The organism is Pseudomonas sp. R1-6, assembly GCF_051132115.1.
Lineage (GTDB): Bacteria > Pseudomonadota > Gammaproteobacteria > Pseudomonadales > Pseudomonadaceae > Aquipseudomonas.
Window position 1 is genome coordinate 3,370,474 of sequence record NZ_CP071662.1, and the last position, 18,439, is coordinate 3,388,912.

Below are 18,439 nucleotides of genomic sequence, written 5' to 3' on the forward strand. Positions count from 1 at the left end.
GCAACGGCGCTGGGGCACAAAACGAACGACCCTGGAGAAATGCGCAGCTCTCCACGCAGACGATGAGCGGTCGCATAAGTGGATGAAATGCCGCTTGATTTTCCGCTCATCAGGTCGGGACAAGGATTTTCGAACCAAGGGCTGGCGCGCCGGCTCGGAGGTACATAACACTGCCGCAGCCCACCGCAAACGAAGCGGTCCCAGGGCTTTCACGGCGGGAGGTGTCGTACAAATCTGCCTGGAGTTTTCGCGATGTGTGAATGTTTCGTTCAGCCTGTTTCTTCCAAGGATTCCCTGGCGTTCTTTGCCCAGCGCGAGCCCTTCGGCGCCAACCAATCAAGCTTGTCCGCCGACAGCCTTCACGCCGCGGCGGCTCCCGCGCTTCATGACCGACAAAGCGTGATCAAGCCGAACATGCAGGTCAGCGCCATCCGCAACCGTGGCGGGCGCCTGGAAAGCATCAAGGTGCGCTGGGGGTGGTCGCCCGTCTGGTCGATGGGCACGATGCCGCCCTTGACCCACCTGCCCTTGCACCTGGTGATGCGCTCCAAAGTGTTTGACCGGATCAAGCGCGACGGCCGCGTCCTGGTAGCGGTGGACGGCTGGTATGAAGCCGCCTCGGACACCATCGCGCCCGCCCAGGCCAACCGCCTGAGCTATACGACTTCGCGGCAGTCGTCGCCCATCTTTCTCGCCGCCCTGGCCCAGGCCAGTGAAACGCCCAACGGTTGCGACGGGCTGGCCTTGGTGACTTATGGCGACATAGCCAATCAACAGCAGCGACTGCTGGCCTTCACTGGCGAAAACGCCCTCCAGTGGTTGCGCCCTGACCTGGATTGGGAACAGGCACGACACATGGCCGCACACGTGGCCGTCGACGAACCGCAACTGGAGCACGTGCTGACCGCCAAGCGGATGGTCCAGGGTCGCCGGTGACCGTTATCCGACCCAGTTGCGGAAATCGCTGACAGCTCGATAATCGGCGCTAAACTGGCAGGCCAGTCGCTTTGAAGTGACTGGCCTTTTTTCTTTTACGAGCAAGAGACTTCCATGGCGAACCCAGACATCACGTTCACTCCCGACCCGGACACGGACTCCATCTCATCCGACGTCGCCGGCTTCGGCGGCCTGCTGGTTTCCACGCAAATCCCCACCCGCGCCGACGGCAGCCTGGAACTGGGCGATATCACGGCGCAGAGCGAATGCACGTTGCAGGCACTCAAGACCGCGTTGGAACGCGCCGGCAGTTCCATGGACCGCGTGTTGCACCTGACCATCTACCTCACCGACATGGCCGACCGCGCGGCCTTCAACGAAGTCTACAAACGCTTTTTTGCCAAGCCCTGGCCCGTGCGCGCGGCTGTCGGCGTGGCGGCGTTGGCGGTTGAAGGGATGCGGGTGGAAGTGACGGCGATGGCGGCGAAGGGCTGAGCGGCAGACCTCAAACAAGCGAGGTGCTTTCGTGGCGGGTTCTGTGTTAACCCATCTTTTCAGCCTACAGAGGGCTGTGTTTATTCGGTTGTAGGATCCTTCGGGTTCGGGCTACGTCGCCTTGCGCCCTTACCTACAACTACGCCAGAATCCGCCGGCTTGTGCGCCTTGGGGCCGGGCTTTACTGTTGCTCGGTCGCTGAACATCAGCGATCGGGTTTGGTAGCCCGGCTTCTACATGACGCACAGCTTCACTTTTGAGGTGCCCTTGCGCATCTGTATCAATGGTGGCCATGCGTAGGGCGTCTTCGGGCGCGCCGGTGTTCATGTGGACCGGTCTACCAACCTTCGTATGGCCGCCACCCTTCGTTTGGTAGCGAGGGCGAAAGCTTCTCTAAATTCCACATGAGAACTTCACTATGTTCAAAGTAACCCCCAACCCTCCCGACACCGATCCAGCCGACTCGAAAGACTTAGACGAAGCCGCCGACCGCGCCCTCGACTTCTACCTCAAGCCCAAGTCCAGCCAATCGAAAACTGACCCAGGCCGGCTGTTCACCGTGAATGAAGGCATCGACACCGAAGCCCTGCTCGCCAACCTCAGCGAAACCCTCGCCTCGGCCGATGCCATGATCAACGACCTGGCGTTCGACCTGGACGGCTCGCGACGACACGTTGCCCTGGGCATCCTGCAGTTGATCGAACTGGGCGCGATGCTCGCCAACCGCGCGCTGGAAAACGTCGAAGCGCGATAGCCCCCTCCCCCGAAACCCTGTGGGAGCGAGCCCGCTCGCGATGGCGGTGGCACAGTCAGCATTACTTCCAACTGACCCACCGCCATCGCGAGCAAGCTCGCTCCCACAATGGGTAGGCGGGGCCAACAGGTTCCAATCCCGTCCCCCGATCCCCGCCTATACTTCTCTGCCAATCCCCCCGGGGCCTGCGCTTCCAACAATAAAAAGCAGAGGTGGAACATGGTCTGGCAACAAGTCTACGATCCCTTCGGTAATGCGGTGCTGTCGACGTTCCTGGCGGCGGTCCCGGTGGTGGTGATGCTGGCGTCCCTGGCGTTCTTTCACGTCAAGGCACACCTGGCGGCGCTGTATGCCCTGGCCTCGGCGTTGCTCATCGCGATTTTCGCCTTCGGCATGCCCGCCGACATGGCCGGTTCAGCGGCGCTTTATGGCGCGGCCAACGGGCTGCTGCCCATCGGCTGGATCGTGCTCAACATTATCTTCCTGCACCGACTGACCACCGAGAACGGTTCGTTCAAGGTCCTGCAGGACTCCCTGGCGCGCATCACCGATGACCGCCGCTTGCAGTTGCTGTTGATCGCCTTTTGTTTCGGCGCGTTTTTCGAAGGCGCGGCGGGTTTTGGCACGCCGGTGGCGGTAACCGGGGCGATCCTGATCGGGCTGGGCTTTTCGCCGCTGGCCGCCTCGGGCCTGGCATTGATCGCCAACACCGCGCCAGTGGCCTTCGGCGCCCTGGGCACGCCGATCATCACGCTGGCCAAGGTCACCGGCCTGGATGAAATGGAACTGTCGATGATGGTCGGCCGACAATTGCCGTTCTTCTCGGTGATCGTACCGTTCTGGCTGATCTGGGCGTTCGCCGGCTGGCGCAAGATGCTTGAAGTATGGCCCGCAATCCTGGTGGCCGGTGTCAGCTTCGCTATCCCGCAGTTTCTGGTGTCGAACTACCACGGGCCGATGCTGGTGGACGTGATTGCCGCGCTGATATCCATGGCCTGCCTGGCCGGTTTTCTCAAAATCTGGAAACCGGCCACGATTCACACCTCGGCGGCGCTGACCGGCCGGCACGACGACTCGAAGATTGACGCCAGCGAACAACAAACACCAGTGGCCAGCGCCGCGTTTTCCAATGACGCTCGACCCGCCGTGCTGCGCGCCTGGATGCCGTGGATCATCCTCACGGTGTTCGTATTCGCCTGGGGCACCCAGGGCTTCAAGAACATTTTCGACACCCGCCCGGCCATCGACCCGCAGACGCAATCGGCCAGGCTCGACCCCCAAGGCAAGCCGATGCGCGAGGCGAATCCGATCTTCTCGCCGCTGTTGACCTTCGGCACCATCCACCAACAGATCGAAAAAGTCCCGCCCGTAGTGCCCCAGCCTAAAACCGAGGAAGCGGTCTACAAGTTCAACTGGTTCACCGCCACCGGCAGTGGCATCTTCCTGGCGGCGATCGTGGGAGGCTTGCTGATGGGTTATTCCATCCCGCAACTGGTGCGCCAATACCTGCGAACGCTCTGGGTGGTGCGCTATTCGCTGATCACCATCGTGGCGATGCTGGCGTTGGGTTTCCTCACGCGTTATTCGGGCCTGGACGCCACCATGGGCCTGGCGTTCGCCGCGACGGGCATCTTCTATCCGATGTTCGGCACCCTGCTGGGCTGGCTTGGCGTGGCGCTGACCGGTTCGGACACCGCTTCCAACGTGCTGTTCGGCGGTCTGCAGCGGGTCACGGCGGAACAGCTGGGGATCAGCCCGGTGCTGATGGCTGCCGCGAACAGTTCAGGCGGGGTGATGGGCAAGATGGTCGACGCCCAGTCGATCGTGGTCGCTTCCACCGCGACACGGTGGTACGGCCACGAAGGAGAAATCCTGCGCTACGTGTTTTTCCACTCGGTGGTACTGGCGATTCTGGTGGGCGGATTGGTGACATTGCAGGCGTATGTGGCGCCGTTCAGTCACATGGTGGTGGGAGGACGCTGAAAGAGGAGGCATGATCGTGGGCTGTTGTGGCGAGGGGATTCATCCCCTCGCCACAGGTAAGCTCGCCTACCTTTAACGCTTGGGTTTACTGAACGTTCTTCAGCTTGACCACATCACCGGAAACCGAAGTGGTGTAACCGGTCAGGACCCAGGCCCAAAACCAGTTTTCCTGGACTTGGGTGTTGATCATGGCGTCGCCGCCCTTGGCCTGGATCGCTGCGTTCTGGGCGCGCACGAAACGGTTGTTCTGGCGAATCGGGATCACGCCGAACAGCAGCAGGCCAGTGGCCTTGGCTTCACTGTGACCGACGACGGTGTATTGGCTGCTGTCGTATTGCTGGGTCTTCATCGGGGTGCCGGTGCAACCCGCCAGGACCAGGCCGAACAGTGCGCAGGCGACAACTTTGCTGAGGTGGTTCATTTGACGCTCCATGGGAAAACGCCCGGGATCCATCTCTCGGGCGGCGCGTACTCTACCCGATCAGCAACAAAATGACACAGGATAACCTGCCTGGTTTTTCGGCCTGAGGGGCTTATCACAGAGCCATCCGTCAGGTACGCCTCCAGCGAAACACGCCCTCGTCGATAACATCAAGACTACGCCACGGAAGGCTGTTTTTTGTCTTGACGGCCGCCAGATAGCGGCCGGTCCCGTTGGAGGGTTTCATCATGATTGACGTGACGGTCTGGAGCGTCACCCTGCCGGTGCAAACGCCCGCGCAGGTCGTGGCGACCAAAGCCATGCCGAGTTTGAAAAACAAGTATTTCGACAATAACGGCCAGAGGATTGTCTTCTGGGCCCCCGTCACCGGCTCTCATACCGGTAACAGCGATTACCCGCGCTCAGAACTGCGGGAAACCAGCCGGGACGGGAAACACCGCAACTGGCGCTACAACAGTGGCGTCAATACCCTCAAGGGTGAATTGACGGTCAACCAGGTGCCTTCGGAAGGCCGTGTAGTGGTGGCGCAGATTCACGCCAAGAATGCGCCGACGCCGTTGTTGAAACTGGTTTACCGCTATGCAAAGGGCACCGGCAACATTGACGTGGAATACCGGGTCAAGCCCAAGGACAAGAAAAGCCCGGTGATCTACACCGTGCCCAAGGTGCCGTTGAACAAGTCCTTCTCCTATACGCTGCAGATGGACAAGCAAGGCCAGCTCTCGGTGCTGATCGGCAACAGTGGCAAAAAGGTGAAGCTCGACAAGTCCTGGTACGGCTACGACTTCTATTTCAAGGCCGGCGTCTACACGCTGGACAACAAGGGTTACTCCAACGAAGGCGGGAAAGTGACATACACCAAGCTGAGCGTCAGTCACAAGTGACTGACGTTCTGCCCTTGCTCATGCCTCGGACGGTGCCACGACCCCTTGCCGACCACTGAAGGTCAGCAGGAAACACACGAATACCACCAGCGCAAAACCGGCCGGGAACAGCCAAATGCTTTTCCAATCGTGCCCGCCTGCCACGACAAAGTGATCGGTCACCTGCCCCGCCACCCAGAAACCGATCAACATCCCCACGCCATAGGTCGCCAGGGTAATCAAGCCCTGGGCCGAACTGCGCAGGTGTTTGGGCGCCTTGGCGTCGGTGTAGATCTGCCCCGAGACAAAGAAGAAGTCGTAGCAGATGCCGTGCAGGGCGATGCCGATGAACAGCATGAATGCCAGCTCACCGTTATCGCCATAGGCAAACAACACGTAGCGCAACGCCCACGCCAGCATGCCCACCAGCAACGCCAACTTGATGCCGAAGCGCTGGATGAACAGCGGCAACAGCAGCATGAACAGCACCTCGGAGACTTGCCCGATGGCCATTTTCGCCGTCGGGTTGGTCATCCCGGTTTCGGCCAGGAACGGGTTGGCGTTCTGGTAATAAAACGCCAAGGGAATGCAGATCAGGATCGAGGCGATGAAGAACACCAGGTAGCTGCGATCCTTGAGCAGGCCCAACGCATCGAGCCCCAGGGACTGCTTGATGCCACGGGTGCTCGCCTGCTCCTTGAGCGGTGCCGTGGCGGGCAGCGTGAAGCTGTAGAGCCCGAGGACCAGCGAAGCGACCGCGGCCATCAGGAAAGTATTGCGCAGGCCGCCCGCTGAGATCGACTCGCGCGAATCCCAGGCGAACGCATAGCTGATCACCACGCAGGCGAGGATCCAACCGAGGGTGCCCCAGACTCGAATCCGCGAGAATTCCAGCGCGGGGTCGCGCATCTGCCGGAAGGCCACGGAATTGACCAGGGCCAACGTCGGCATGTAGATCACCATATAAGCCAGCACGAACGGGTAGAACGCGCTGAAATCCACCGCCGAATACAACCGGTACAACAAGACCGCGCCCACCAGGTGCAACACCGCCAGGATGCGCTCGGCGTTGAAGTAGCGATCGGCGATCAGGCCGATCACGAACGGCGCGATGATCGCGCCCCAGGACTGGGTGGCGAAGGCCCTGCCGACCTGCTCGCCGCTGGCGCCCAGGGTGTTGGACAGGAACGTGCCGAGGGTGACGAACCAGCCACCCCAGATAAAGAATTGCAGGAACATCATCGTGCTGAGGCGTGCGTACATCGTCGTCATGACCGTCACCGTCTTGTTGTTGTTTTTGTTGAAACAAAGTCGTGCGCTGCTGTTGCCGCCTGCTTTTGTGGCCTGCTTTTGTGGCCTGCTTTTGTGGGGAGGGAGCTTGCTCCCGCTCGGCCGGTCCGACGCTTCGGGCGCAGCAGTCGTAAAACCAGGCAACGCGGTCTGCCTGGAACATTGTATTTGGGGCGGCTTCGCCACCCAGCGGGAGCAAGCTCCCTCGCCACAAGGCTTCTGCGATCAGCCGTTACCCAGACAACCCCAACAACCGCCGATTGGATGCCTCATCCGCCGTGACCCCGGCAAAATCATCGAACGCCTTGGCCGTCCTGGTGATCATGTGCCGCTGGATAAACGCCGCGCCTTCGGCCGCCCCCTGTTGCGAATCCTTCAGGCAGCATTCCCATTCCAAAACCGCCCAGCCGTCGAAGCCGTATTGGGTCAGCTTGCTGAAAATCGCCTTGAAGTCGATCTGCCCATCGCCCAGGGAACGGAACCGGCCGGGGCGGTCCACCCAGCCCTGGTAGCCGCCATAGACACCGGAGCGGGCGTCAGGGCGGAATTCGGCGTCCTTGACGTGGAACATCCGGATGCGCCCGTGGTAGCGGTCGATAAAGCCCAGGTAGTCCATCTGTTGCAGCAGCAGGTGGCTGGGGTCGTAGAGAATGGCGGCCCGTGGATGATGATCGACGGCTTGCAGGAAGCGCTCGAACGAGGCGCCGTCATGCAGGTCTTCGCCAGGATGGATCTCGTAGCACAGGTCCACGCCGGCCGCGTCGAAGCAGTCGAGGATCGGCAGCCAGCGCCGGGCCAGTTCGGCGAAACCTTGCTCGACCAGTCCTGTGGGCCGCTGCGGCCACGGGTATATGTAGGGCCACAACAAAGCTCCGGAAAACGTCGCGTGGGCCTTGAGGCCCAGGCGCTGGCTGGCGCGAGCCGCCAGTTTCAATTGCTCGATGGCCCACTCGGTGCGCGCCTGGGGCTGGCCGCGCAGGTGGGCCGGGGCGAAGTCATCGAACAGCGCGTCGAATGCCGGATGCACCGCCACCAGTTGCCCTTGCAGGTGCGTCGACAACTCGCTGATCTCGACGCCGGCCGCCGCGCAGGTGGCCGTGAGTTCATCGCAATAATCCTGGCTCTCGGCGGCCCGGGCCAGGTCGATGTAACGCGTGCCCAGGGTCGGCAATTGGATGGCCTTGTAGCCTTGCGAAGCGGCCCATCGGGCGATGTCCGCCAGGGTATCGAACGGCGCTTCATCGGACATGAACTGCGCCAGGAAGATCGCCGGCCCGCGCAGGCCGCCTGGTGTGTGGTCGTGTGTAATCACAGCCGCGATTCTCCGGTTTCCAGCGCGGTCCACTTTGTGTCGCCCCGGTGATTGATGAGGGCCGCCTCGATAAACGCCATGCCGCGCAAACCGGTCTCGATGCCGGGTACGCCAGGAACGTCCGGGCCTTCCACCCGCGCCCGAATGGCCCGGGCAAAATCGCCGTACAGGTTGGCCATCGCCTCCAGATAACCCTCCGGATGCCCCGCCGGCAGACGCATGCGCTGAGTCGCCGCCTCGCACAGCCAAGGCTGGCCGACACCCCCGCGCAGAATGCGCAGCGGTTGGTCGAAGGCGCGGTGGATCAGGCTCGACGGCTCTTCCTGGCGCCATTGCAGCGCGCCCTTGTCGCCATAGACGCGGATCTTCAGCGGGTTTTCTTCGCCGGTGCAGACCTGGCTGGCCAGCAACACGCCGGTGGCGCCGTCTTTCATCTTGAAGAGCATCGCTGCGTCATCGTCCAACTGCCGCCCCGGAACATGGGTGCCCAGGGTGGCGCAGAGTTGCTGGATGGGTTGGTCCGCGACGAACTCCGCCAGGGAAAACGCATGGGTGCCAATGTCGCCGATGCAACCGCCCAACCCGGACTGGGCCGGATCATCGCGCCACTCGGCCTGCTTGTTGCCTTGGGCGGCGACGTCCTGGCTGAGCCAGCCTTGGGGGTACTCGACGAATACTTTGCGCACCTTGCCGATCAGGCCTGAGCGAACCATCTCACGGGCCTGCCAGACCATCGGATAACCCAGGTAGGTGTGGGCCAGGCCGTAGAGGCAACGACTGCCTTGCAACACGTCCTTGAGGGCCAATAACTGCTTGAGGTTCAGCGCGGCGGGTTTCTCGCTGAACACGTGGAAACCGGCTTTCAACGCTTGGCTGGCTATCGGTGCATGGAGGTGATTGGGCGTGACGATCACCAGCAATTCCATGCGTTGGTCCAGCGGCAGCAACGCTTCAGCATCGAGCATCTGCTGCCAGTCGTGGTAACAACGGGACGCGGCGAGCCCCAGGGCCGCACTGGTCTGTCGATTGTTGTGAGGGTCGCGGCTGAACGCGCCGCACACCAGCTCGAAACCGCCGTCCAGGCCCGCCGCCTGGCGATGGGCCTGGCCGATGAACGCGCCCTCCCCACCGCCAACGAAGCCCATTCTTATTCTGGGTGCTACAGGATTCATCGCGACTCTCTTCTGTCCGGATCGTTGATGTAACCGGTTACATCATGACGGGAATCTAGGCTCGGTTTTGCCCCGTGTCAAACCCCTTGCATCGCCGATGAGCGTTTGTCAGCTATCGAACCTGCGGTAAGCTCGCGGTCATGCCTGTTTTCAAGGCGCCGAATCGAGGTGAATTTGTCCAATATCCGTGAAGTGGCCCGGCTGGCCGGCGTGTCGGTGGCAACCGTGTCCAGAGCACTCAAGTCCCCGGAGCGGGTGCTGCCCCAGACGCGGGACAAGGTCAACGCAGCCGTGCTGCAAGCCGGTTATCGACCGAACCTGATGGCGGTGCAGTTTCGCTCCCGACGTACCGGCAACCTGGTGATCCTGGTGCCGAAAATCGCCAACACTTTTTTCGCCCGCGTCATCAGCGGTGCCCAACAAGCGGCGCAAGCGGCCGGTTATCGGCTGCTGCTGTGCGACACCCAGGGCCGCGAAGCCATCGAGCAGGAATTCGCTGCCCTGGTCTACGCCCATCAGGCGGACGGCGTGATCCAATTGCGCGCCGGCGACCCCTTCGTCTCCCTGCCTCCTGGCACCGACGCGCTACCGCTGGTCAACGCCTGCGAAGTGGTGAAGGACGCGCCCTACCCGACCATCAGCCTGGATAACCGCAGCGCGGCGCGCGCCATGACCGAGCACCTGATCGGGCTTGGCCACCGGCGCATCGGCATCATCAAAGGCCCGCGCAGCAGCCCTCTGACCCTGGACCGTGTGGCCGGTTACCAGGACGCCCTGCGCAACGCCGGTATCGCCCTTGCACCTGAACTGATCTGCCACGGGGATTTCACTCTCAAGGCCGGCTACGAAGGAGCCGGGACAATGCTCGCCTTGACCGAACGCCCCAGCGCGCTGTTCTGCGAGAACGACGAAATGGCCATCGGCGCGCTCAAGCGCATCAAGCAGACGGGGTTGCGGGTGCCCGAGGATATTTCCCTGGTGGGTTTTGACGACATTCCGTTTGCCGCGTATTGCGACCCGCCGTTGACGACCATCTCCCAACCGGCCGAAACCTTCGGCCAGAAAGCGGTGGACATGTTGATCGCCTTGATCGAGAACAAGCCCATCACCCAGCGACACGTGCGCCTACCGTTCGAGCTGACCGTGCGCGGCAGCAGCGCGGCCCCAGGCAGCCACTTTGTTTAATCCGACATACCGTTAACTGCCTATTCGCCATCAAGCACGTTTCGACTACAGTGGGGGGACTCTGCATAAAGCCATAACAAGACGGAGAGTTCCCAATGCGAGTCAACAAGCGCTTCACCTTCCTGGCCGCCGCCGCAGCCTTGGCGGTCACCACCGCCGCTCATGCGGCTCCACCGGTGTTCATCAACATCCTGACCGGGGGCACCAGCGGAGTGTATTACCCGATCGGGGTCGGGCTTTCACAGATCTACAGCAGCGGCATCGAGGGCTCCAAAACGTCGGTCCAGGCCACCAAGGCGTCGGTGGAGAACCTCAACCTGCTGCAAGCCGGGCGCGGGGAGCTGGCGCTGGCCTTGGGCGACTCGGTCGCCGATGCGAAAAACGGCGTGGAGGATGCCGGCTTCAAGGCACCGCTCACCAAACTGCGAGCGATTGCGGGCGCCTACCCCAATTACATCCAGATCGTTGCCAGCGAGGAATCGGGGATCAAGACCCTGGCAGACCTCAAGGGCAAAACCGTCTCCGTGGGCGCGGCTAAATCCGGCACCGAACTCAACGCCCGGGCGATCTTCAAGGCGGCCGGCCTGACCTACAACGACATGAAGGTCCAATACCTGCCCTTCGCCGAGTCGGTCGACCTGATCAAGAACCGCCAACTGGACGCCACCCTGCAATCCTCTGGCCTGGGCATGGCGGCGATTCGTGACCTGGCGTCAACGATGAAGCTGAACTACGTGTCGATTCCCACCGACGTGGTGGAAAAAATCGGCAACCCGGCCTACCAGAGCGCGATGATCCCCGCCAACACCTACGACGGCCAGGCTGAGGCCGTGCCCACCGTGGCCATCACCAATATCCTGGTGACACACAAGGATGTCCCGGATGAGGTGGCCTACCAAATGACCAAGCTGATGTTCGACAACCTCACCCGCCTGAGCACCTCCCATTCAGCGGCCAAGGACATCTCGCTGAAGAACGCCGCGAAAAACCTGCCGATCGCCCTGCACCCCGGTGCCGAGCGCTACTACAAGGAAGTGGGCGCGCTATAGCCCCTGGACTGCAACGGCGCTCGGCGCCGTTGCAGCATTGCGTTTCGCATCCGCAAGTCGACAACAGGCAGGCATCTCATGAGTGAAGACCAGCACGGCATCGCCACGGACCCGCGGGACTGGCCCAAGACGCTGTTCTACGTGGCGTTGCTGTTTTCCATCTTTCAAATCATCACGGCAGCCTTCTCACCGGTTTCCAGCATTGTGTTGCGGGCGGTGCATGTGGGCTTTCTGCTGTGGGTGGTGTTTCTGAGCTACCCGGCCCACGGCAAGCAAAGGCCATGGCAACCCCTGGCCTGGGCGTTGGGGCTGGCGGGGATGGCCACGGCGCTCTATCAATGGGTGTTCGAGGCCGACCTGATCCAGCGCTCCGGCGACCTGACGACTGCCGACATGGTCGTCGGCGTCGTCCTGATCGTGCTGGTGTTCGAGGCGGCGCGGCGAGTGATGGGCATCGCGCTGCCGATCATCTGCGGCCTGTTCCTGGCCTATGGCCTGTTCGGCGAACACCTGCCAGGCGACCTGGCCCATCGCGGCTACGGCGTCGATCAGCTCGTCAACCAACTGTCCTTCGGCACCGAAGGGCTCTACGGCACGCCGACCTACGTATCGGCCACCTACATTTTCCTGTTCATCCTGTTTGGCGCCTTCCTGGAAAAGGCCGGCATGATCAAGCTGTTCACCGATTTCGCCATGGGCCTGTTCGGTCACAAGCTTGGCGGTCCGGCGAAGGTGTCGGTGGTGTCATCGGCGCTCATGGGCACCATCACCGGCTCGGGAATCGCCAACGTGGTGACGACCGGGCAGTTCACCATTCCGCTGATGAAACGCTTTGGCTACAAGGCGGCGTTCGCCGGCGGCGTGGAAGCGACGTCGAGCATGGGCAGCCAGATCATGCCGCCGGTGATGGGCGCGGTGGCGTTCATCATGGCCGAGACCATCAACGTGCCGTTCGTGGAAATCGCCAAGGCCGCGTTGATTCCGGCGTGCCTGTATTTCGGCTCGGTGTTCTGGATGGTTCACCTGGAAGCCAAGCGCTCCGACCTCAAGGGCCTGCCCAAGGATCAATGCCCGAGCGCCTGGGGCGCGGTCAAGGAAAGCTGGTTCCTGCTGATCCCGCTGGGGGTGCTGGTGTACCTGCTGTTTTCCGGACGCACGCCGTTGTTTTCCGGCATGGTCGGGCTGGCACTGACGGCCATCGTGATTCTCGGCTCGGCGATCATCCTCAAAGTCTCGAGCTACGCCTTGCGCTGCGCCTTCTGGGTCGCGCTGGGCATTCTGTGCGTCGGATTCTTCCGGATGGGCATCGGCATCGTGTTCGCCGTGATCGGCGTGCTGGTGGTGGCTTGCTGGTTCATGAAGGGCACTCGGGAAACCCTGGTCATCTGCCTGCACGCATTGGTGGACGGCGCTCGGCACGCCGTTCCGGTGGGGATCGCCTGCGCCTTGGTCGGCACCATCATCGCGGTGGTGTCGCTGACAGGCGTGGCGTCCACCTTCGCCGGTTACATCCTGGCGATCGGCAAGGACAACCTGTTCCTGTCGCTGCTGCTGACCATGCTCACTTGCCTGGTGCTGGGCATGGGCATCCCGACCATTCCGAACTACATCATCACCAGTTCGATTGCAGCGCCCGCGCTCCTGGAATTGGGCGTGCCGCTGATCGTGTCGCACATGTTCGTGTTCTATTTCGGCATCCTCGCCGACCTGACCCCGCCTGTGGCCCTGGCCTGCTTCGCCGCCGCGCCCATTGCCCGGGAAAGCGGCCTGAAAATCAGCTTCTGGGCGGTGCGCATCGCCCTGGCAGGCTTCGTCATCCCGTTCATGACGGTGTACAACCCGGCGCTGATGCTCCAGGGCGACAACCTGTGGATGACTGCCTACATGCTGGTCAAGACGTTGCTGGCAATCGGACTATGGGGCATGGCGTCTACCGGTTACATGCAACAGAAAATGCCCATTTGGGAGCGTCTGATGTGCTTCGCCGCCGGTGCATTGCTGGTGGTTGCCCTGCCGCTGACCGATGAAATCGGCTTCGCCCTGGGTGCGCTGTTGATCGGGCAACACCTCTGGCGCGCCCGGCGTGTCGGGCGGGCCTTGGCGTGATTGGCTTGTGCCTGGGCCTGTCCGGCGTGGTCTGGGCGCAACTTGAACTCAGCGAGTTTACGTTGGCGTGGAATCACACCATCGAGAAGATCCGTTGGGAGGAGGATTACCGGGTCAGCGAACAGGGCCTGATCCTGGGTGAAGCCAGGGTCAAGGGCAATGGCGCTGGGATGGAAATTCCCGAAGGCGCACGGCTGGAAAATGGCAGTTGGCGATATCACCGCGAACTGCCACCGCTGCAACCGTTGAAGCTCGGTCGCACGCCCCAGGCCGGTGATTATCAACTGTGTCATGCCGGCGTTTGCCAACCCATGGCGCACTGGCTGGGACCGCCCGATGCACAACAACCGGCCGTGGAATTGTGGAGCTGCCCGCAGTGATCGCTCAGTCAGCGCTGATGGAACGCCACGCCGCTTGCGCCAACAATTCCCGGTGCGCCTTCGGGCTGGAGGGCACCCGCCCCGCCAGCCATGCCCGGCAATAACTTTCAGACGCGCCGATGATCAACGAAAACATCAACTCGGCGGGATAGCGCTTGAGCGCCTCGCCCTGCTCTGCCGCGCTCAACCACTGCCAAAGCTGACCGTTGCGTGAGGTGTTGCGCCTGGCGAGCTCGTCCTTGAACGGTCCCTTGGTCACCGCAAAGCGCGCGTGATACTGGAAACGCGCCCATTCGGGTTGGCTGTCCACCCAATCGACGTAGCTATGGATCAACGCCTGCACGCCCTGCTCGGCGGTGGTTGCTTCGGACAGATATTGCTCGCGCAAACGCGCCTGATCGTCCAGGGCGGTGAAGAACAGCGCCGCCACCAAGCCTTCCTTGTTGCCGAAATGATGGTAGATGGCACCGACGCTGGTCTGGCATTCGGTGCGGATCATTTCAATGGTGGTCGCCTCGATGCCCTGCTCGTTGAACAGCGCCAGGGCCTTGCGAAAGATATCGCGCTTGAGTTCAGCCCTTCTGCCGGGGAAGGCGCGTTCGAGTAGATCTGCTGTTTCCATGCTTGGCATAACCGGTTTTTTGGATGGGACCGGGCACTGGCTGCCCGTGAAGAAGTGGGCACAGCTTGACAGATTCGCCGCCGACAGAATACCGTTCCGTTACAGAATATTATTCTGTATTAGAACACTATTCCGTAACCCCAATTGTCAGCGAGGCTTCACATGAATCAGGTTCTCGGTATGTTCAACAGCGCAGGTCCGGATGCTTTCAGCAAAATGGCCTGTCAGATGGCACCGTACTTTTCCACTATCAACCCGCTGGTCACAGAGTTGCGCCAGGGCGCGGCGACCGTGCAGGTGCCGTTTCGCAAGGAAATCACCAATCACCTGGGCACCGTCCACGCCATCGCCATGTGCAACGCCGCCGAGCTCGCCGCTGGCATGATGACCAACGTTTCCATCCCCGACGGCGCCCGGTGGATTCCCAAAGGCATGACCGTGCAATACCTGGCCAAGGCCAAGAGCGACGTGACGGCGGTGGCGAAAGGCGACGAGGTGGATTGGCAGACCGAAGGCGACAAGGTCGTGCCGGTGGACATTAATGATGCGCAGGGCAAGAAAGTATTCACGGCGCAGATCACCATGAACGTGAAGTTGGGTTGAAATCGAGGGCGTCGGGGACGCCCTTTATCGATGAAAGCTAGATGTTCGTGGCGAGGGAGCTTGCTCCCGCTCGATTGCTCAGCAATCGCAATGGCAACTCAAGCCCCCAGCCAGTCATTGGTGGTGCCTGAGGGTCAGGCGAAGGTGGCTCCTCGGGTGTTCACGAACAGCGAGTACAGCGAGTGGCTGCCGGCCATGAACAGCCGGTTGCCTTCTCGCCCGCCGAAGCAGACGTTGGGGCAGCGTTCCGGCAACGAAATGTGCCCGATGGCCTTGCCCTCGGGATTGAATACCCGCACGCCGTCGAGTTTCTCCAGGTCGGCCTTGGGGTCGCCATTCCCGCCCCAACCGCACCAGAGGTTACCGCTCTCGTCGCACTTGATGCCGTCGATGGCCGCATAGTCGAGCCCTTCGATATGCTTGCGTCGCTCGCCCAGGGTGCCGTCGTCCTTGACCGTGATCGCCCAGACCAGACGGTTCGGCTTGGCCCGCCCTTCGACCACATAAAGGATTTTTTCATCCGGGGAAAAGCACAAGCCATTCGGCCCCGCCAAATCGTCGATCACCCGGCTGAGCTTGCCGGTCGCGCCGTCGATCCGGTACACCGCGTGGGGCTGCGCCGGGGTGACTTTATGGCCCTCATAGTTATTGCCGGTCTGGAACGGCGGGTCGGTGAACCAGATCGAGCCATCCCGCTTGCAGACGATGTCATTCGGCGAATTCAATGGCTTGCCGTCGAAACTGTCGGCCAGCACGGTGATGGTGCCGTTGTGTTCGGTACGGGTGATACGCCGCCCTTCGGTGGACGTGGTCGAGCCCTCACAGACCAGCAACCGTCCTTGGCGATCGCGGCACATGCCATTGGAGAAGTTCGAGTTCTCGCGGTACACCGACAAACCTCCGGTGACTTCGTCCCAACGCACGATGCGGTTGTTGGGGATGTCACTGACCAGCAGGTAACGACCGTCACCGATCCACACCGGCCCTTCCGCCCAGCGCAAGCCATCGGCGAGCTTCTCGACGCTGGCATTGAAGATGCGCAAGTCCATGAAGCTGGGGTCGAGGATATTGATCAGAGGGTCTGGATAGCGCTGGCTCAAAGGCGCGGCCTGGGCGAGCCCGGGAAGATTTCCCAGCGTCGCGGCGGCGGCCGAGACCACAAGGGATTTTTTCAGGAAAATCCGGCGCCCCTGATCGGCGGTTGCAGGTTGCGAAGCATCCATCGTACGTCTCCGTTAATTATTATTGGACGGGGAAGATTGTTTTACTCTCTGATAGGACATCGTACAAGGTGTAAAACACGGTGACATCATGGGACTTGCGGCCTGACCCTCTACGATGCGAAACCGCCTTGAACACGCCGGTATTACTGATCTGCACCGAATCAGGGTTTGCGCCAGGCTTGTTCGCTCCTGCCATATGGGGTAAAAATCCGACCCAGGTTGTACGACAACAAAATCAAAAAGCCCTTTGAAGGGCTTAATTCACTCCCCTTTGAGACGTCCTGCCATGACCCGCTCCACCGCCGCATCCAATACCCCTGTTCCCTTTCCCCGCCATATCGCCGTGCTTGTCCTGCTTTGCATGGGGTGCGCCTTTGCCGGCAACCATGTCGCGGCGCGGGCGGCGTTCGATGATGGCGCCGGCGTGCTGCTGGCGATCCTGCTGCGCTCGGGCGGAACGTTGCTGGTACTGGCGGCGATGGTGTTGTGGCAACGGCAAAGCCTTCGCTTGCCCGCCGGCGCCTGGCGCTGGCAGTTGCTGCTGGGCGTGCTGATCGGCGCCCAGAGCCTATGCCTGTATTCCGCCGTGGCCCGGGTTCCGGTGGCGCTGGCGCTATTGGTGGGCAACGTGTTCCCGATCCTCCTGGCCCTGTTGACCTGGGCCCTAGGCGGCCCGCGCCCCACCGCCCGGACGGCGGCACTGATGGGCATGATCCTGGTGGGCCTGGTGTTCGTGCTGGAAGTGCCGACGCGGTTGGCCTCCCAGGCAGACGTCGGCCCGCAGTGGCTGTTGGGGGTTGGCCTGGCCTTCTGCGCCGCGTGCGTCTTCGCTTGTGCGTTGTGGATCACCGATCACAAGTTGTCCCAGGTGCGCGGATCGGTGCGCAGCCTGCTGACGATTTTCATTGTGTTCAGCAGCGTCAACCTCGCCGGCCTGACCGGCGCCCTGCCCGGCGGCCTCGACCTGCCCGCCAGCAGCACCGGTTGGTTCGCGCTCGCCACCCTGGTGGTGCTTTATGGGACGGGGTTCATCGTTTTGTTCATGTGCGTGCCACGCCTGGACATGCCGCGCAACGCCCCGGTGATGAACATCGAGCCGCTGGCGACACTGTTGATCGGCTGGCTGGTACTGGACCAGATGCTCAACCCGGGGCAGATCCTGGGCGGCGCGATCGTGGTGACCGGCATCGTTTTGCTGACCTGGCGCAAGGCCGAGCGGGTCAAGGCGCCGGTGGCTGCACACGATTGAACTGATTGACTGGCGCTCTAGTGCGTAGCAGGCCCAAAGAGTTTGGGCCCGCTGCGCGGTCCAGCGGGAGCAAGCTCTCTCGCCACGGGGGGCTGTGCAGGTCGTTCAATCTCGAGCCGGCCGACGCACCGCCCTTACCTTGCCGCTGCCACCCCCGCCGCAGAAAAATCGGTCCACGCCGTCGGACTCCAGCCCCGACACGCCGGTCCCTGGCGGCATCGTCACGCTTTCCAGTACTTGCGCCGTTTGCGGATCGATACGCCGCAATTCGCTATCGTCGTTTTCCCAGGTGCCATGCCACAGCTCGCCATCGACCCAAGTCACGCCCGTGACGAAACGGTTGGATTCGATCGTACGCACAATCCTGCCGTCGGCCGGATCGATCTGCAGGATCTTGCGCGCCTTGTACTGACCGACCCAGAGCGAACCTTCGGCCCAGGCCAGCCCGGAGTCGTCGCCACTGTTGGGCGCTGGAATCGTCGCCAGTACCTGGCCAGTGCGCGGATCGATCTTGCGGATGCTGTCGCCGGCGATCTGGAACAGATGCTGGCCATCGAACGCGGTGCCGGCGTTCGCCGGGACGTCGAGGGTTTGCACGGTTTGGCCACTGGCGGGATCGAAGGCGTGAAGCTTTTCGCCCGAGGCGAACCAGACGCGCTCGCCGTCATGGCTCACGCCGTGGACGCAATCGACGCCAGGGAACGGGCCGTATTCACGCAGGATTTGTGCCTCTGAACGTTTCATCTCACATCGCCTCATCGGTGGGTGTGCTTGC

Annotated in this window: 18 protein-coding genes; 11 read left to right on the plus strand and 7 right to left on the minus strand. The window is 62.0% G+C overall.

Translation table 11 applies throughout. The annotated features are described in order from the left end of the window. Positions 1-252: 252 nt before the first annotated feature. From J3P81_RS15095 to J3P81_RS15110, 4 genes are all read left to right on the plus strand, one after another. Positions 253-936, plus strand: a complete 684-nt coding sequence (locus tag J3P81_RS15095; protein WP_434559543.1) for an SOS response-associated peptidase family protein — start codon at positions 253-255, stop codon at positions 934-936. Between the two features lie 114 nt (positions 937-1,050). Continuing rightward, positions 1,051-1,431 carry a RidA family protein gene (locus tag J3P81_RS15100; RefSeq protein WP_420765910.1) on the plus strand — a complete coding sequence of 127 codons (381 nt, stop codon included), beginning with the start codon at positions 1,051-1,053 and terminating at the stop codon, positions 1,429-1,431. Positions 1,432-1,849: 418 nt separating this feature from the next. Next, positions 1,850-2,185, plus strand: coding sequence for a DUF6124 family protein (locus tag J3P81_RS15105; protein WP_434559545.1), 336 nt, complete (start codon positions 1,850-1,852; stop codon positions 2,183-2,185). Between the two features lie 219 nt (positions 2,186-2,404). Beyond that, the gene (locus J3P81_RS15110) at positions 2,405-4,168 is read left to right on the plus strand and encodes an L-lactate permease (protein ID WP_434559547.1); all 1,764 of its coding nucleotides are present in this window, start codon (positions 2,405-2,407) and stop codon (positions 4,166-4,168) included. 85 nt (positions 4,169-4,253) lie between these two features. Here J3P81_RS15110 and J3P81_RS15115 read toward each other — a convergent pair whose 3' ends face one another. Continuing rightward, on the minus strand, positions 4,254-4,589 hold the full coding sequence (locus J3P81_RS15115; RefSeq protein ID WP_420765907.1) for a hypothetical protein: 336 nt from the start codon (positions 4,587-4,589) through the stop codon (positions 4,254-4,256). A 248-nt stretch (positions 4,590-4,837) separates the two neighbouring features. On the opposite strand from J3P81_RS15115, the gene J3P81_RS15120 reads away from it, so the two are divergent. Next, positions 4,838-5,494, plus strand: coding sequence for a polysaccharide lyase family 7 protein (locus J3P81_RS15120; protein WP_420765906.1), 657 nt, complete (start codon positions 4,838-4,840; stop codon positions 5,492-5,494). An 18-nt stretch (positions 5,495-5,512) separates the two neighbouring features. On the opposite strand, the gene J3P81_RS15125 is transcribed toward J3P81_RS15120, so the two are convergent. The 3 genes from J3P81_RS15125 to J3P81_RS15135 all read right to left on the minus strand — a co-directional run bounded on the left by J3P81_RS15125 (position 5,513) and on the right by J3P81_RS15135 (position 9,247). Next, positions 5,513-6,745, minus strand: coding sequence for a nucleoside permease (locus J3P81_RS15125; protein ID WP_420765905.1), 1,233 nt, complete (start codon positions 6,743-6,745; stop codon positions 5,513-5,515). 250 nt (positions 6,746-6,995) lie between these two features. Beyond that, positions 6,996-8,012 (minus strand): sugar phosphate isomerase/epimerase family protein, encoded by a 1,017-nt coding sequence (locus J3P81_RS15130; protein ID WP_434564121.1) that lies wholly within the window; start codon positions 8,010-8,012, stop codon positions 6,996-6,998. A gap of 59 nt (positions 8,013-8,071) precedes the next feature. Then, entirely contained in the window at positions 8,072-9,247 is a 1,176-nt protein-coding gene (locus tag J3P81_RS15135; protein ID WP_434559549.1) for a Gfo/Idh/MocA family protein, read from the minus strand. A gap of 174 nt (positions 9,248-9,421) precedes the next feature. Between J3P81_RS15135 and J3P81_RS15140 the strand changes: the two genes are divergently transcribed. The 4 genes from J3P81_RS15140 to J3P81_RS15155 all read left to right on the plus strand — a co-directional run bounded on the left by J3P81_RS15140 (position 9,422) and on the right by J3P81_RS15155 (position 13,967). Then, positions 9,422-10,432: a LacI family DNA-binding transcriptional regulator gene (locus tag J3P81_RS15140; RefSeq protein WP_434564122.1), complete on the plus strand. Its 1,011-nt coding sequence runs from the start codon at positions 9,422-9,424 to the stop codon at positions 10,430-10,432. Between the two features lie 95 nt (positions 10,433-10,527). Further along, positions 10,528-11,481 carry a TAXI family TRAP transporter solute-binding subunit gene (locus J3P81_RS15145; protein ID WP_434559551.1) on the plus strand — a complete coding sequence of 318 codons (954 nt, stop codon included), beginning with the start codon at positions 10,528-10,530 and terminating at the stop codon, positions 11,479-11,481. A gap of 78 nt (positions 11,482-11,559) precedes the next feature. Then, complete coding sequence (locus J3P81_RS15150) at positions 11,560-13,587, plus strand: TRAP transporter permease (RefSeq protein WP_420765901.1); 2,028 nt, start codon at positions 11,560-11,562, stop codon at positions 13,585-13,587. After that, on the plus strand, positions 13,584-13,967 hold the full coding sequence (locus tag J3P81_RS15155; protein WP_434559553.1) for a DUF1850 domain-containing protein: 384 nt from the start codon (positions 13,584-13,586) through the stop codon (positions 13,965-13,967). Before J3P81_RS15150 ends, J3P81_RS15155 begins: the two co-directional genes overlap by 4 nt. Positions 13,968-13,971: 4 nt before the next feature. On the opposite strand, the gene J3P81_RS15160 is transcribed toward J3P81_RS15155, so the two are convergent. Continuing rightward, positions 13,972-14,589, minus strand: coding sequence for a TetR/AcrR family transcriptional regulator (locus tag J3P81_RS15160; protein ID WP_434559555.1), 618 nt, complete (start codon positions 14,587-14,589; stop codon positions 13,972-13,974). A gap of 162 nt (positions 14,590-14,751) precedes the next feature. On the opposite strand from J3P81_RS15160, the gene J3P81_RS15165 reads away from it, so the two are divergent. After that, positions 14,752-15,192 carry a hotdog fold domain-containing protein gene (locus J3P81_RS15165; RefSeq protein WP_434559557.1) on the plus strand — a complete coding sequence of 147 codons (441 nt, stop codon included), beginning with the start codon at positions 14,752-14,754 and terminating at the stop codon, positions 15,190-15,192. A 134-nt stretch (positions 15,193-15,326) separates the two neighbouring features. Here J3P81_RS15165 and J3P81_RS15170 read toward each other — a convergent pair whose 3' ends face one another. Continuing rightward, positions 15,327-16,415, minus strand: a complete 1,089-nt coding sequence (locus tag J3P81_RS15170; RefSeq protein WP_420765897.1) for an SMP-30/gluconolactonase/LRE family protein — start codon at positions 16,413-16,415, stop codon at positions 15,327-15,329. Positions 16,416-16,776: 361 nt separating this feature from the next. On the opposite strand from J3P81_RS15170, the gene J3P81_RS15175 reads away from it, so the two are divergent. After that, complete coding sequence (locus tag J3P81_RS15175) at positions 16,777-17,664, plus strand: EamA family transporter (RefSeq protein WP_434564123.1); 888 nt, start codon at positions 16,777-16,779, stop codon at positions 17,662-17,664. 105 nt (positions 17,665-17,769) lie between these two features. On the opposite strand, the gene J3P81_RS15180 is transcribed toward J3P81_RS15175, so the two are convergent. Next, positions 17,770-18,408, minus strand: coding sequence for a Vgb family protein (locus J3P81_RS15180; RefSeq protein ID WP_434559559.1), 639 nt, complete (start codon positions 18,406-18,408; stop codon positions 17,770-17,772). Positions 18,409-18,439: the final 31 nt, after the last annotated feature.